At 63.5% G+C, this 14,009-nt stretch carries 13 protein-coding genes; 6 read left to right on the forward strand and 7 right to left on the reverse strand.

The annotated features are described in order from the left end of the window. Positions 1–129: 129 nt before the first annotated feature. Together BLU85_RS27090 and BLU85_RS27095 are read left to right on the forward strand one after the other, a co-directional pair. Positions 130–807, forward strand: a complete 678-nt coding sequence (locus tag BLU85_RS27090; RefSeq protein ID WP_092205232.1) for a DNA-3-methyladenine glycosylase — start codon at positions 130–132, stop codon at positions 805–807. A gap of 186 nt (positions 808–993) precedes the next feature. Next, positions 994–2,310 carry a bifunctional DedA family/phosphatase PAP2 family protein gene (locus BLU85_RS27095; RefSeq protein ID WP_092205233.1) on the forward strand — a complete coding sequence of 439 codons (1,317 nt, stop codon included), beginning with the start codon at positions 994–996 and terminating at the stop codon, positions 2,308–2,310. A gap of 160 nt (positions 2,311–2,470) precedes the next feature. Here BLU85_RS27095 and BLU85_RS27100 read toward each other — a convergent pair whose 3' ends face one another. From BLU85_RS27100 to BLU85_RS27110, 3 genes are read right to left on the reverse strand one after another with little or no spacing between them, the layout of a single operon-like run. Further along, positions 2,471–3,061, reverse strand: coding sequence for an LON peptidase substrate-binding domain-containing protein (locus tag BLU85_RS27100; protein ID WP_092205234.1), 591 nt, complete (start codon positions 3,059–3,061; stop codon positions 2,471–2,473). Between the two features lie 10 nt (positions 3,062–3,071). Next, positions 3,072–3,788, reverse strand: coding sequence for an LrgB family protein (locus BLU85_RS27105; RefSeq protein WP_060740473.1), 717 nt, complete (start codon positions 3,786–3,788; stop codon positions 3,072–3,074). Further along, positions 3,785–4,150, reverse strand: a complete 366-nt coding sequence (locus BLU85_RS27110) for a CidA/LrgA family protein (protein ID WP_060740472.1) — start codon at positions 4,148–4,150, stop codon at positions 3,785–3,787. The genes BLU85_RS27105 and BLU85_RS27110 overlap by 4 nt, the downstream gene beginning before the upstream one ends. A 316-nt stretch (positions 4,151–4,466) precedes the next feature. On the opposite strand from BLU85_RS27110, the gene BLU85_RS27115 reads away from it, so the two are divergent. The 3 genes from BLU85_RS27115 (at position 4,467) to BLU85_RS27125 (ending at position 7,412) form a co-directional block, all read left to right on the forward strand. After that, positions 4,467–4,922 carry a MaoC family dehydratase gene (locus tag BLU85_RS27115; RefSeq protein WP_053125683.1) on the forward strand — a complete coding sequence of 152 codons (456 nt, stop codon included), beginning with the start codon at positions 4,467–4,469 and terminating at the stop codon, positions 4,920–4,922. Positions 4,923–5,024: 102 nt separating this feature from the next. Next, entirely contained in the window at positions 5,025–6,743 is a 1,719-nt protein-coding gene (locus tag BLU85_RS27120; protein ID WP_092205235.1) for a C13 family peptidase, read from the forward strand. 27 nt (positions 6,744–6,770) lie between these two features. Next, complete coding sequence (locus BLU85_RS27125) at positions 6,771–7,412, forward strand: oxidoreductase (protein ID WP_092205236.1); 642 nt, start codon at positions 6,771–6,773, stop codon at positions 7,410–7,412. Positions 7,413–7,564: 152 nt separating this feature from the next. Here BLU85_RS27125 and BLU85_RS27130 read toward each other — a convergent pair whose 3' ends face one another. From BLU85_RS27130 to BLU85_RS27145, 4 genes are all read right to left on the reverse strand, one after another. Continuing rightward, positions 7,565–7,849 (reverse strand): YceK/YidQ family lipoprotein, encoded by a 285-nt coding sequence (locus BLU85_RS27130; RefSeq protein ID WP_072411944.1) that lies wholly within the window; start codon positions 7,847–7,849, stop codon positions 7,565–7,567. Next, complete coding sequence (gene ubiX, locus BLU85_RS27135) at positions 7,842–8,474, reverse strand: flavin prenyltransferase UbiX (protein ID WP_092205237.1); 633 nt, start codon at positions 8,472–8,474, stop codon at positions 7,842–7,844. The genes BLU85_RS27130 and ubiX overlap by 8 nt, the downstream gene beginning before the upstream one ends. Beyond that, complete coding sequence (mpl, locus tag BLU85_RS27140) at positions 8,471–9,820, reverse strand: UDP-N-acetylmuramate:L-alanyl-gamma-D-glutamyl-meso-diaminopimelate ligase (protein ID WP_072411958.1); 1,350 nt, start codon at positions 9,818–9,820, stop codon at positions 8,471–8,473. Before mpl ends, ubiX begins: the two co-directional genes overlap by 4 nt. Positions 9,821–10,041: 221 nt before the next feature. Next, a complete protein-coding gene (locus BLU85_RS27145) occupies positions 10,042–11,949 on the reverse strand; it encodes a sigma-54-dependent Fis family transcriptional regulator (RefSeq protein WP_092205238.1) in 1,908 nt (635 codons plus the stop codon). Positions 11,950–12,361: 412 nt separating this feature from the next. On the opposite strand from BLU85_RS27145, the gene BLU85_RS27150 reads away from it, so the two are divergent. Beyond that, a complete protein-coding gene (locus BLU85_RS27150; RefSeq protein WP_063324215.1) occupies positions 12,362–13,882 on the forward strand; it encodes an acetaldehyde dehydrogenase ExaC in 1,521 nt (506 codons plus the stop codon). The last annotated feature ends 127 nt before the right edge of the window (positions 13,883–14,009 follow it).

Raw genomic sequence — 14,009 nt, forward strand, 5'->3', positions numbered from 1 at the left:
TGGACTCGCAGTGGTGACCGGCGGAGAAGTAAAACAGGCGTAAACAGCCGGTTGAAGCGAGTGTTCAGCGGTGATTAAGCTTTCCATTGCTATCATCGCGCTTCCTTTGGCCTCACTTCGTCTATCACCATGACCGATTTGCCATCGCCCAACGCCCTGCCCCACGCCTTTTTCGACCGCGACGCCCAGGTCCTTGCCAAAGACCTGCTGGGCAAAGTCATTCGCCACAAGGTCGGCGACCTGTGGCTCAGCGCGCGGATCATCGAGACCGAGGCGTATTACTTTGCCGAAAAAGGCAGCCACGCCTCGCTGGGCTACACGGAAAAACGTAAGGCTTTGTTTCTGGATGGCGGACACATCTATATGTACTACGCCCGGGGCGGCGATTCGCTGAACTTCAGCGCCCAGGGTCCCGGCAACGCGGTGCTGATCAAATCGGCCTACCCGTGGGTCGATACCCTTTCCGGACCGACGAGCCTGGCGCAGATGCTATTGAACAACCCCGACGCCCAAGGCCGGCCGCGCACACCGCAGAAACTCTGTGCCGGCCAGACCCTGCTGTGCAAAGCGCTGGGGCTGAAAGTGCCGGACTGGGACGCCAAACGCTTCGACCCCGAGCGCTTGCTGGTGGAAGACGTGGGCGTGCCGACGGTCAATGTGATCCAGACCACCCGCCTGGGCATTCCCCTGGGACGGGACGAGCACCTGCCCTACCGCTTTGTCGATGCCGCCTATGCCCCGTGGTGCACCCGCAACCCGTTGCGACGGGGGCAGGTCGAAGGGCGTGATTATTTTTTGCTTTCATGAACACACCGCACACCCCTGTGGGAGCGAGCTTGCTCGCGATGGCGTCGGGTCAGCAGAATGAAGGTTGACTGAAACACCGCAATCGCGAGCAAGCTCGCTCCCACAGTTGATCTTCAGTGGCCACAGGTTTTTTGCTTACAACAGAATCCGGTGCATGCCAAATCACTATTCAATGGAGTTGTCCTCATGGGCCCATGGCTCGATAGCATCACCGGCTGGCTGACCGTCAACCCGCAATGGCTGGCGGTGGCGGTGTTCATCGTCGCCTGCGTGGAATGCCTGGCCATTGCCGGCCTGATCGTGCCGGGTACAGTGCTGTTGTTCGCCATCGCCGTGCTGGCCGGCAGCGGCGCGTTGTCCCTGGGCGAGACCTTGCTGCTGGGCCTGCTCGGCGGCTTGCTGGGGGACCTGATGTCGTATTTCCTCGGCCGGCATTTCCACCAGAACATCCGGCGCCTGCCCGGGCTGCGCCATCACCCCGAGTGGATGAGCGCCGCGGAAAACTATTTCCAGCGCTACGGCATCGCCAGCCTGCTGGTGGGTCGTTTTATCGGCCCGCTACGGCCCATGTTGCCGATGGTGGCCGGGATGTGCGACATGCCGTTCCCGCGCTTCGCCGCGGTCAGCGTGTTGGCCGCGGCGGGCTGGACCGTGGCGTACCTGTTGCCGGGCTGGGCCACCGGGGCGGCGTTTCGCCTGCCGCTGCCCGAAGGGTTCTGGCCGCAGGCCGGCGTGGTCATCGGCAGCATCGCGGTGATGATCGGGCTGAGCGTCAACAGCAGCCTGCGTCGCCATCGCCATGCCTCGGCGCTGATCGCCGGCATCGGCCTGGTGATCCTGATCGGCCTGTTTATCGGCTTTCGTTACCTGACGGCGTTCGACCAAGGCTTGATGGCCCTGGTCCAGGAGCATCGCAGCCCGACGCTGGACGAAATCGCCGTGACCTTCACGCTGATCGGCGAATTCCGCAACATGCTGATTTTCAGCGCCCTGGTGACCGGGTTGCTGTTGCTGACGCGCCAATGGCGCCAGGCAATCTTCGCCGGTGGCACGATGCTGCTCACCTCCTTGGCCAACACCGGCAGCAAACACTTCTTTGCCCGGGTGCGCCCGGAAATCCTCACCGACCCGCTGACCAGCTACAGCATGCCCAGCGGCCACGCCTCCGGGGCATTCGCGCTGTTCCTCAGCCTCGCCATCCTCGCCGGCCGAGGCCAACCGCCCCGCCTGCGCCTGACCTGGTTGCTGCTGGGCTGCTTGCCAGCACTGGCCATCGCCCTGTCGCGGGTCTACCTGGGCGCCCATTGGCCGAGCGACATCGTCGCCGGCGCCATGCTGGCCGCCTGCGTCTGCGCCGCCGTCCTGTGGTCGAGCCAGCGCCAGACACCGCTGCCGGCCATGCCGCCGAAAATCTGGTGGTTGATTCTGCCGGCGCTGGCGGCGGTGTTCAGCTTCTTCGCACTGCGGCATTTGCCCCATGCGATGTTGCGGTATGCCTATTAGGCAATCGCAAGCAAGCTCGCTTCCACGGGAGATTCATGGCGTAGCCCGGAACCACTGTGGGAGCGAGCTTGCTCGCGATGACGGCTGCACATTCACCCTTGATGCAAGCTGACCCACCGCTATCGCGAGCGAGCTCGCTCCCACAGGGTGTTTGGTGGTGTCAGGCGAAGAGTTCGCCCTGCAGCTCATCGAGCAACGCCTGGATCGCATCCAGGCGCTGTTGCGGATCGTCGAGTTGCAGCAGGTCGATCTTGTCCAGCTCATTGAACGGCAGCAGGTAGGCCAGTTGATTGGCCAGCGATTGCTGGCCGGTCGCTTCGGTGCCCATGTTCAGGGCCTCGACCATCGGGTGCTCGGCCAGGGCCCTGAGCAGCGCCACCAGGTCGGCGTCTTCCTCTTGCAGCGGTTGCTCCGGCTCCTCCTCCAGCCACTCGACTTCAGCGACCATCAGTTGATCCGCCTGGACGCTGGTGCCATGGACGATAAAGCGCCGCCCACCCTCCACGCGAATGCCCAGCAGACCATTGTCCTGCTGGGAAAAATCGGTGATGCGCGCTTCACAACCGACCCGCGCGAAGCCTTCAGGCGCGTGCCCGACCTCCTCGCCATCGAGAATGCACACCACGCCGAAGCCTTCGCCCTTTTTCATGCAGCGCCCAATCATGTCGAGGTAACGCGCCTCGAAAATCTGCAAGTCGAGGATGCAACCGGGGAACAGCACAGTGTTCAACGGGAAAAGCGGCAAGCTCATAACCAGATCCTTAAACGGTCATCGACACCACCAACGGCAATAGCACCGCCGTGGCCACGCCCATCAGACTCATCGCCAGCGCCGCGAAGGCACCCGACTCCTCGCTTTCCTGCAACGCCACCGACGTGCCCACCGCATGGGCCGCCAGCCCCAGGGCCATGCCCCGGGCCTCGGGGCTATGGACCCCCAGCCGGGTCAGAATACTCGGACCGAGGATCGCCCCGAGTACACCGGTGATCAACACGAACACCGCCGCCATGGCCGCCACGCCGCCGATCTGCTCGGCCACCAGCATGGCGATCGGCGAAGTCACGGACTTGGGCGCCATGGTCATCAGGATCATGTGCTCGGCGCCAAAGGCCCAGCCCAACACCACCGCAGAGCCCGTGGCAAACACCCCGGCTATCACCAGCGTAGTAAAAATCGGCCAGAACAACTGCCGGATCCGTCGCAGGTTCAAATACAGCGGCACCGCCAGGGCGACCGTGGCCGGGCCCAGCAGAATGCTGAGGATCTCGGTGCTCTTGCGGTACTCGGCATAGCCGATGCCGCAGCCGACCAACACGCCGATCAACAGCACCATCGACATCAACACCGGTTGCAGGAACACCCAGCGGGTCTTTTCGAACGCCGCCAACACCAACTGATAGGCCCCCAGGGTAATGCCGATGCCGAACAGCGGATGATGGATCACCGAGGTCCAGGCGCCCTGCCAGTCGAGCATCATTGGCTGTCCTCCGGGGCGGCGACGTGACGGCGGGCCAGGCGCTGCATCAGCACGCCCGTCAGCGCCACGGACAGCACCAGGGACAAGGTCAACGCGCCAACGATGGCCCAGAAATCGGCGGCAATCGCCCCGGCATAGACCATCACCCCCACCGCCGGCGGCACCAGCAGCAAGGGCAGGTAACGCAGCAGGCTACTGGCGGCCAGGTTCAACGGTTCGCTGACTTCACCGCGCATCACCAGATAGCCCAGCAGCAACAGCAGGCCAATGATCGGCCCAGGCAGCACCGGCAAGAACAAATGATTGATCGCAGTGCCCAGCAATTGAAAAAACACCAGCCAGGTCAGGCCCCGTAGCAACATCCGCTCTCTCCCCTCACAAACACCATGAACCTGTTCCTGTAGGAGCTCCCCGTAGGAGCTGCCGAGTGCAACGAGGCTGCGATCTTTCCCCTTCCAATTGAATCCGGAGCGAAAGATCAAAAGATCGCAGCCTTCGGCAGCTCCTACGGGGAGTCACCTGATGACACATTTAAACATGCCCGCGCTATGGGTCGGCATTCGTAAAAAGCATGTTCAGTGACCTTACTTGCACGCCATGTTGATCTACAGTGGTTTTTCGGGGACGCCAATCCCCGCTTCAGAAAAAGTAAAACCGATGAACCCAAGGAGAGTCTCAATGCCCTACGTCCCCGTTGCAGCGCTCAAAGATTATGTCGGCAAGGAACTTGGACGTTCCGAATGGCTCACGATCGATCAGGACCGCATCAACCTGTTCGCCGAAGCCACTGGCGACTTTCAGTTCATCCACGTCGATCCGGTCAAGGCCGCGCAGACTCCGTTTGGCAGCACCATCGCCCACGGTTTCCTGTCGTTGTCACTGATGCCCAAGCTGATGGAAGACATCCTGATCCTGCCCGAAGGCGTGAAGATGGTCGTCAACTACGGCCTGGACAGCGTGCGTTTCATCCAACCGGTGAAGGTCGATTCCAAGGTCCGGCTCAAGGTCGACCTGGTGGACGCCACCGAGAAAAAACCCGGCCAATGGCTGCTCAAGGCCACCGCCACGCTGGAAATCGAAGGATCGGAAAAACCGGCCTACATCGCCGAGCCGCTGTCGCTCTGCTTCGTGTAAACCCGCGCGGTCGCGAAACCGCTCGTGCAGTTTCGCATCGCTTCCCTATATTCAATGCGCATAGCTGCGGCATACTCGTGGCCTGATGACCTGGATCCCGTTATGCGCTTATTCGTCCCACTGACCTTGACCCTGTTGCTCACCGCCTGTGGCGGCGGCGAATCGCCGCTGCCTCCCGACGCGCGCCTGCCCGATGGCGGCCGCTATCGCGGCGACCTGGTGGACGGGCTGCTGCAAGGCCAGGGGCGCATCGACTACCCCAACGGCAGCTGGTATGCCGGGCAGTTCGACAAGGGCCAGTGGCACGGCACCGGGGAATGGCATGGCAGCAATGGCGAGGTCTATCGCGGCCAGTTCTATCAGGGCCTGTTCCACGGCCAGGGCAGCCTGACCACCCCCACCAGCAGCTACACCGGCGGCTTCAAGCTGGGCCGACGGGACGGTGAAGGGACGCTCAAGGAAAACGGCATGACCTACCGCGGCGAGTTCAAGGCCGACCGCTATTCCGGTCTCGGGCGCCTGGAACTCGACGACGGCAGCCAGTACCAGGGCCCCTTCGTCAACGGCAAGCCCAACGGTGAAGGCCAGCGCTTCGACGCCAGCGGCAACCAGTTCACCGGGCACTTTGTCGACGGGCAACTGCAGGGCAAGGGCACCTTCAACAGCGCCGATGGCGATGTCTACATCGGCGGTTTCAGGAACAACCAGCTCAACGGTCGCGGTCGCTACGAAAATGCCGACGGCGATGTCTGGATCGGCCGGTTCAAGGATGGCGCGCTGACCGGCAAGGGCGAACTGATCGGCGCCGACGGCAGCCATTACCTCGGTCAATTCAATGATTGGCGCTTTACCGGCCAGGGCCGCCTGAACCTGCCCGACGGCAGTTTCTACATCGGCCAGTTCGAAAACGACAGCTACCACGGACGCGGCACCCTGGTGCTGACCGATGGCACCGTGCAAAGCGGCACCTGGGCCAACGGCCAACGAGTGCGCGACGCGGACGGCAGGCTGTTGCCGGATGTGCTCGAACTTGGCGTGCTGGCCCAGGGCCGCCTGCTGGAGGAGGCCCTGGCCAACATCCCGGCCTCGACCCCGGCAGTGGAGCTGTACAGCCTGACCCTGGGCGGCGACGGCAAGCAAAGCGTGTTCCTGCGCGAATCCGACTATGTCGCCAACATGCTCGCCAGCCGTTTCGGCGCGTTCGGGCAGATCCGCCTGGTGAACCACCGCGATCACCTCGGCGACCGGCCCATGGCCAGCCGCGAAAGCCTGCGCCGCGCCGCCGCGACCCTGGCCGAGCGCAGTGGCCCGGAAGACCTGATTTTCATCTACCTGACCAGTCACGGCACCAGCGAGCATGAACTGGTACTCGACCAGCCGCGCATGGAACTGGCCGACCTGCCCGCCGATGAACTGGCCGTGGTCCTGGCGCCGCTGAAGAACCGCGACAAGATCGTGGTGATCTCGGCCTGCTACTCCGGCGGCTTCATCCCGGCGCTCAAGGATGAACGCACCTTGATCATGACCGCTTCCCGGGCCGACAGGGTGTCCTTCGGCTGCTCCGAGGAAGCCAACTTCACCTACTTCGGCGACGCGCTGTTCGCCCAGGCCTTGAACCAGACCGACGACCTGGAACAGGCTTTCAAGCGGGCCAAGGCCACCGTGGCCGAGCGGGAACAGGCGGACAATTTCGAAGCCTCCGAACCGCAGATGTGGGCGCCCAGGACGGTCCTTTCCCACTGGCAACTGCTGCGCAAACAGCAGGCCCGCAAAGCATTGCAAAGTACTGCATTGAACGACGGCGCCACAAAGAGCAACTAAGCTGAACCGTATCAAGGGGGAAACACTATGTACTTGACGCCTCAGCATGTTTTGCTCGCCGGAGCCACGGGGCTGACCGGGGAACATCTACTGGACCGGTTGCTCAACGAGCCGACCATCACCCGGGTCCTGGCCCCCACCCGCCGGCCACTGGCCGAACACACGCGCCTGGAAAACCCGGTGGGGGAGCCGGCCCAGGTGCTGCCTCAGCTCAGCGGCCAGGTCGACATCGCCTTTTGCTGCCTCGGCACCACCATCAAGAAAGCCGGTTCCGAAGCAGCCTTTCGCGCGGTGGACCTGGACCTGGTGGTGGCGTTCGCCAAGCGCGCCCGGGAACTGGGCGCGCGGCACCTGGTGGTCATCAGTGCCCTGGGGGCCGACGCCAAGTCATCGATCTTCTACAACCGGGTCAAGGGTGAGATGGAGGCGGCCCTCAAGGCCCAGGACTGGCCGCAATTGACCATCTGCCGCCCTTCCCTGCTGCTGGGCGACCGCGTCGAACCGCGCCTGGCCGAGCAACTGGCCGGGCCGTTGTCGAAGCTGATCCCAGGCAAGTACCACGGCATCGAAGCCTGCCAACTGGCCCGGGCCATGTGGCGCCTGGCGCTGGAAGAGCAGGATGGGGTGCGGGTGGTGGAGTCGGATGAGTTGCGTAAGCTGGGCAAATGATTCTGCAGCGCCTGACCGGGCCTCATCGCGAGCAAGCTCGCTCCCACAGTTGACCGAGTTTCGTCAGGAAGAATGAGGTCGAATGTGGGAGCGAGCTTGCTCGCGATGGGCGCACCACCGCCACAAAGCCAAGCCCCCCATCCTGGTGTTTGCTACATCCCCCCAGTCGCCCGGAACCCCACGCCGATTGCGGTGAACAACGACAACGGCAACAGCAAGGTATCCAGCAGCGCACTGCCCGGCAGATCGACGCCAGGATAGCTCGGCGCCTCGGCCCCGAAGCGGTCCTTGGCGCAGCAGCCGCCGTTGAGCGCGTAAAGATCCAGGCGCGTGCCCGCGTACACCACCGGCGCACCGGGCTTGGCCGCGTCGAGGGTGCGGGCGGTGGCGCAGCCGGTCAGTTGCAGCGCCAGCAGCACGATCAGCAGCTTATTCATCGCTGCTCAAATGATGCTCGCCCCAGCGCGGCAACATGTCCTGGGGGATGTTCAACAGGTTGAGAATCCGCGCGACGACGAAATCGATCAGGTCGTCGATGGTCTGTGGCTGGTGATAGAAACCCGGCGAGGCCGGCAGGATGGTCACGCCCATGTTCGACAGCTTGAGCATGTGCTCCAGGTGAATGCTCGAATACGGCGCTTCCCGCGGCACCAGGATCAACGAGCGGCGCTCCTTGAGCGTGACGTCAGCCGCCCGTTCGATCAGGTTGTTGCAGGCCCCGGTGGCAATCGCCGACAGCGTCCCGGTGGAGCATGGCACCACCACCATGGCCGCCGGCGCGCCGGAGCCCGAGGCCACCGGCGACATCCAGTCTTCCTTGCCATACACGCGAATCTGCCCCGCCGCCGCACCGGTGTATTCGGTGAGGAAGGCCTGCATCATCTGGGTCTTGGCCGGCAGGGTCACGTCGGTCTCGGTGGCCATCACCAGTTGCGCGGCCTTGGAGATCAGGAAGTGCACCTCGCGGTCTTCGCGCACCAGGCAATCGAGCAGGCGCAAGCCGTACTGGGCGCCGGAAGCGCCGGTCATCGCCAGGGTGATGCGTTCCGGACTGTTGTTCATCGCAGCGCCTCGGCCAGTTTGCCGTGCAGGCCGCCGAAGCCGCCGTTGCTCATGATCACCACGTGGGTACCGGGCTGGGCCTGGCTCTTCACGCGTTCGATGATGCCTTCCAGGGAATCGCTGACAATCGACGGCACCGTGCACAGCGCGGCGGTGGCGCCGAGGTCCCAGCCCAGGTTGGCCGGTGCGTACCAGATCACCTGGTCGGCATCGACCACGCTTTCCGGCAGGCCATCGCGGTGGGCGCCGAGCTTCATGGAGTTGGAGCGCGGCTCGATGATCGCGATCAGCGGCGCCTCGCCGATGCGCTTGCGCAAACCGTCGAGGGTGGTGGCGATGGCGGTCGGGTGGTGGGCGAAGTCGTCGTAAATGGTGATGCCGTTGACCTCGGCGACTTTCTCCATGCGCCGCTTCACGCTCTTGAACGCGCTCAACGCGGCGATGCCCATGGACGGCACCACGCCGACATGCCGGGCCGCCGCCAACGTCGCCAGGGCGTTGGCGACGTTGTGCTGGCCGGTCATGTCCCACTCGACCACGCCTTGGGACTGGCCTTCGAACATGACTTCAAATTGCGAACCGTCATCCTTGAGCAACTTCACCTGCCATTGGCCGCCCGCACCGGTGGTTTGCACCGGGGTCCAGCAGCCCATTTCAATGACGCGCTGCAAGGCCGGTTCGGTGGTCGGATGGATCACCAGGCCTTCGCTCGGAATGATGCGCACCAAATGGTGGAATTGCCGCTCGATGGCCGCCAGGTCGGGGAAGATGTCGGCGTGATCGAACTCAAGGTTGTTGAGGATTGCCGTGCGTGGACGGTAGTGGACGAATTTCGAGCGTTTATCGAAAAACGCGCTGTCGTATTCGTCCGCCTCGATCACGAAGAACGGCGTGCCCCCCAGGCGCGCCGACACCGAGAAATTCTGCGGCACGCCACCGATCAGGAAACCCGGGCTCATGCCCGCGTGCTCCAGGACCCAGGCGAGCATGCTGCTGGTGGTGGTCTTGCCGTGGGTGCCGGCCACGGCCAGGACCCAACGGCCCTGCAACACGTGATCGGCCAGCCACTGCGGCCCGGACACGTAGGGCAGGCCTTTGTTGAGCACGTACTCCACCGCCGGGTTGCCCCGGGACATGGCGTTGCCGATGACCACCAGGTCCGGCGCCGGGTCCAGTTGCGCCGGGTCGTAGCCTTGGGTCAGTTCGATGCCCTGGGCTTCCAGCTGGGTGCTCATCGGCGGATAGACGTTGGCGTCGGAACCGGTCACGTGATGGCCCAGCTCCTTGGCCAGGACCGCCATCGAACCCATGAAAGTGCCGCAAATACCGAGAATATGGATGTGCATAGTCGACCTCGTAAAACATGGCCGCAGGTTAGCGTAGGGAGGGGGAAATCGCACCTTGTGTTTCGAACGGCAGTCATCAGGACACCGCAAATGACCTGTGGGAGCGAGCTTGCTCGCGATAGCGGTCCTACAGCCAACACATGTGTGAATGACACACCGCCATCGCGAGCAAGCTCGCTCCCACAGTTGACCGCATTCCTTCAGGGTGGATGTGCTGCGGCTCAGCGGGCGATAGCGTGTTTACGCAACTTTCGGTAAAGGGTATTGCGGCTGATCCCCAGTTGTTCCGCCGTGTGGGTCATGTGCCAGCGCTGGCGCTCCAGTGCATCGAGCAACGCCAGGCGCTCGGCATCTTCCAGTGGCCGTTCTGCCACCGTTTCAACCACGGCAACCGGGCGCTGGCGGATCATCGCGGGCAAGTCCTCCAGCCCAATCCGCCCACCGTCACACAGCGCGGCCAGGGTGCGCAGCACATTGCGCAGTTGCCGCACGTTGCCCGGCCAGTCGAACCCCAGCAACGCCCGGCGCGCCGGCTCTTCGATGAGCACCGTCTCGGTCCCGCTCTCCTCAGCCAACAGGAAGTCCAGCAACTGCGACTTGTCACTGCGCTCGCGCAAAGGCGGGAGGGGGATTTCCAGGCCATTGAGGCGGTAATACAAATCCTCGCGGAAGCTGCCATCCCGCACCCGGTCGAGCAACTGCCGGTGGGTGGCGCTGATGATGCGCACGTTCACCGCCTCGGGCTCGCCGCCGATGGGCACCACCTGCCGATCTTCCAGCACCCGCAGCAAACGAGTCTGCAAGGCCAGGGGCATGTCGCCGATTTCATCGAGGAACAGCGTGCCGCCGTCGGCCTGTTGCAGCTTGCCGCGCATGCCTTCCTTGCGCGCGCCGGTGAAGCTGCCACCGCGATAACCGAACAGCTCGCTCTCGATCAGGCTTTCGGGGATGGCCGCGCAGTTGAGGGCGACGAAGTGCTTGCCGGCGCGCTGGCTGGCGTGGTGCACGGCCTTGGCGAACGCCTCCTTGCCGGAGCCGGTTTCGCCATGGATCAGCAACGGCACATCGCGTTCGAACACCCGCAGTGCCTTGCGAAAATGCTCCTGCAACGCCGCATCCCCCAGGCAAATACCCGGCAGCCGTGCGGGTTCGACGGCCTTGAGCAGCGCCGGCGCGACCGGCACCGGCACACTGCGCGGCTGCCCACGCAACACGGCGAACAAATGCCGGCCATCACGGGTGCGCAACGGCCAACTGGCGCTGGCCTGGGGGCTGGCGCGGCCGAGCAGCTCGTCCAGTGAACAGTCGAAAAAGTCTTCCACCCGCTGGCCCAGCAAGCTGCCGCGAATATGCCCCAACAGGTTGAGCGCGCTCTGGTTGACCGCGCAGATCCGCCCTTCGCCGTCGAACGCCAGCAAGCCCTCGCTGAACAGCCCCACGGATTCGGCCTGCAAATGAAAGCGCAGCAGCCATTGATTGTCGAAGCAACGGAGGAAATAGCAGCTCTCGATCATCTTCGCCGAGAGATTGACCAGGGCCATGGTGTGGAACTGGCTCTGGCGCGACACATCCGGCCGGGCCGAGGAGACGTCGAGCACCGCCAGCAACTCGCCCTGGGGGTCGAACACCGGGCTGGCCGAACAGGTCAGGCCGGTGTGGCGGCCGCGAAAGTGTTCTTCCTGGTGGATGGTCAGGGCCTGGCGTTCCACCAGGCAGGTGCCGATGCCGTTGGTGCCTTCGCAGGCTTCGCTCCAGTCGGCACCGAGCCAGAGACCGGCCCGTTCGAAAATCTTCCGTTCGCTGGGGGCGGTGACGCAGTTGAGGATCACGCCCCGGGCGTCGGTCAGCAACACCGCGTGGCCGGCGCCGGAGAGTTGCTGGTGCAGGCTGGTCATTTCATTGCCGGCGATGTGCAGCACCTGTTGCAAGCGCTCGCGGCTTTCCAGCACCCGGCCATGCTCGAGCACCGTCGGCGCCAGGTTCTGGGCCGGGTCGAGGTGATAGTCCTCGAGGCAGCGCAGCCAGGAACGGGCAATCGACGGATCGCTGCCAGGGCCCTGCAAATGGGCCTTGCCCTGGGTGACCGTCAAGACTTGCTGGGCATGGCGACTCAAATGGTTGCTGTGCATTTCTTATTATTCTCCCCGAAGGTTGCGGCCTTACTGTAGGAGCTGCCGAAGGCTGCGATCTTTTGATCTTTCACTTGAGATTCAATGGGCAGGGGAAAAATCGCAGCCTCGTTTCACTCGACAGCTCCTACCTGGCCTGCCTCCCATCAAGGCTCAGCATCCTCCAGCCCAACCGCCTTTGCAATGCTGGCGCGACCTGCCAGTCACAGACTGTCTCGCATCTGGCACAAACTGTCACACCCGCTGTATCGCAAGCGTCACACACCCCCTCCGTTTGTCCGAGCAACTCCTCCTAAAGTCTTGATTTCCGGGCCCTGCAAGGCAATGGCCCAACCTTTGCTCTAGGCTTTATTACCAGCGCTCGATTTTGCGCGGCCTCCCGTATAAGCACAAAAGCCAAGGAGAACTCATCATGCGTTACGCTCACCCCGGTACTGAAGGCGCTATCGTTTCGTTCAAGAGCAAATACGGTAACTACATCGGCGGCGAGTTCGTCGCGCCGGTCAAAGGTCAGTACTTCACCAATACGTCCCCGGTCAATGGCCAGCCCATTGCCGAATTCCCGCGCTCCACGGCCGAAGACATCGAAAAAGCCCTGGACGCCGCCCACGCCGCCGCCGATGCCTGGGGCGCCACTTCGGCCCAGGCCCGTTCGCTGATCCTGCTGAAAATCGCCGACCGCATCGAGGCCAACCTCGAAACCCTGGCGATCACCGAATCCTGGGACAACGGCAAGGCCGTGCGCGAAACCCTCAACGCCGACATCCCCCTGGCCGCCGACCACTTCCGCTACTTCGCCGGTTGCCTGCGGGCCCAGGAAGGCGCGGCCGCCGAGATCGACGGCAACACCGTGGCCTATCACATCCATGAACCCCTGGGCGTGGTCGGGCAGATCATCCCGTGGAACTTCCCGCTGCTGATGGCCGCCTGGAAACTCGCCCCGGCCCTGGCCGCCGGTAACTGCGTGGTGCTCAAGCCGGCCGAGCAAACCCCGCTGGGTATCTGCGTGCTCATGGAGCTGATCGGCGACCTGCTGCCGCCCGGCGTGCTGAACGTGGTGCAAGGCTTCGGCAAGGAAGCCGGTGAAGCCCTCGCCACCAGCAAGCGCATCGCCAAGATCGCCTTCACCGGTTCCACGCCGGTGGGCTCGCACATCATGAAATGCGCGGCCGAAAACATCATCCCGTCCACCGTGGAACTGGGCGGCAAGTCGCCGAACATCTTCTTCGAAGACATCATGCAAGCCGAGCCGAGCTTCATCGAGAAAGCCGCTGAAGGCCTGGTGCTGGCGTTCTTCAACCAGGGCGAAGTCTGCACCTGCCCATCCCGCGCCCTGGTGCAGGAATCGATCTACGACGAATTCATGCAAGTGGTGATGAAAAAAGTCCTGCAGATCAAACGCGGCGACCCGCTGGACACCGACACCATGGTCGGCGCCCAGGCGTCCGAGCAGCAATTCGACAAGATTCTTTCGTACCTGGAAATCGCCAAGGGCGAAGGCGCCGAGCTGCTGACCGGCGGCAAAGTTGAAAAACTCGAGGGCAACCTGGCGACCGGGTATTACATCCAGCCGACCCTGCTCAAGGGCACCAACAAGATGCGCGTGTTCCAGGAAGAAATCTTCGGCCCAGTGGTGAGCATCACCACCTTCAAGGACGAAGCCGAAGCCCTGGCGATCGCCAACGACACCGAGTTCGGCCTCGGCGCCGGCCTGTGGACCCGCGACATCAACCGCGCCTACCGCATGGGCCGGGCGATCAAGGCCGGTCGCGTGTGGACCAACTGCTACCACCTGTACCCGGCCCACGCCGCGTTCGGTGGCTACAAGAAGTCCGGCGTGGGGCGTGAAACCCACAAGATGATGCTCGACCACTATCAGCAGACCAAGAACCTGCTGGTGAGCTACGACATCAATCCGTTGGGGTTCTTCTAAGCCCTTGGGGCAAGGCAGGTTCTCCTGCTTTGCCCCTTGGACAGCTATCGCGAGCAAGCTCGCTCCCACAGGGACTGTGGGTGACCCTCTTTCTGTGGGTTGGCATAGATCCCATGTGGGAGCGAGC

The organism is Pseudomonas sp. NFACC14 (assembly GCF_900106885.1).
GTDB lineage: Bacteria > Pseudomonadota > Gammaproteobacteria > Pseudomonadales > Pseudomonadaceae > Aquipseudomonas > Aquipseudomonas fluorescens_AA.

Excerpts from the sequence above, each read along its gene's own strand:
- BLU85_RS27110 (WP_060740472.1), bottom strand. The coding sequence starts at position 4,150 with ATGTTGCTACGGGGCCTGACCTGGCTGGTGTTTTTTCAATTGCTGGGC.
- mpl (WP_072411958.1), bottom strand. The coding sequence starts at position 9,820 with ATGCACATCCATATTCTCGGTATTTGCGGCACTTTCATGGGTTCGATG.
- BLU85_RS27125 (WP_092205236.1), top strand. The coding sequence starts at position 6,771 with ATGTACTTGACGCCTCAGCATGTTTTGCTCGCCGGAGCCACGGGGCTG.
- BLU85_RS27105 (WP_060740473.1), bottom strand. The coding sequence starts at position 3,788 with ATGATGCTCGACTGGCAGGGCGCCTGGACCTCGGTGATCCATCATCCG.
- ubiX (WP_092205237.1), bottom strand. The coding sequence starts at position 8,474 with ATGAACAACAGTCCGGAACGCATCACCCTGGCGATGACCGGCGCTTCC.
- BLU85_RS27150 (WP_063324215.1), top strand. The coding sequence starts at position 12,362 with ATGCGTTACGCTCACCCCGGTACTGAAGGCGCTATCGTTTCGTTCAAG.
- BLU85_RS27145 (WP_092205238.1), bottom strand. The coding sequence starts at position 11,949 with ATGCACAGCAACCATTTGAGTCGCCATGCCCAGCAAGTCTTGACGGTC.
- BLU85_RS27115 (WP_053125683.1), top strand. The coding sequence starts at position 4,467 with ATGCCCTACGTCCCCGTTGCAGCGCTCAAAGATTATGTCGGCAAGGAA.
- BLU85_RS27090 (WP_092205232.1), top strand. The coding sequence starts at position 130 with ATGACCGATTTGCCATCGCCCAACGCCCTGCCCCACGCCTTTTTCGAC.
- BLU85_RS27095 (WP_092205233.1), top strand. The coding sequence starts at position 994 with ATGGGCCCATGGCTCGATAGCATCACCGGCTGGCTGACCGTCAACCCG.
- BLU85_RS27130 (WP_072411944.1), bottom strand. The coding sequence starts at position 7,849 with ATGAATAAGCTGCTGATCGTGCTGCTGGCGCTGCAACTGACCGGCTGC.
- BLU85_RS27100 (WP_092205234.1), bottom strand. The coding sequence starts at position 3,061 with ATGAGCTTGCCGCTTTTCCCGTTGAACACTGTGCTGTTCCCCGGTTGC.
- BLU85_RS27120 (WP_092205235.1), top strand. The coding sequence starts at position 5,025 with ATGCGCTTATTCGTCCCACTGACCTTGACCCTGTTGCTCACCGCCTGT.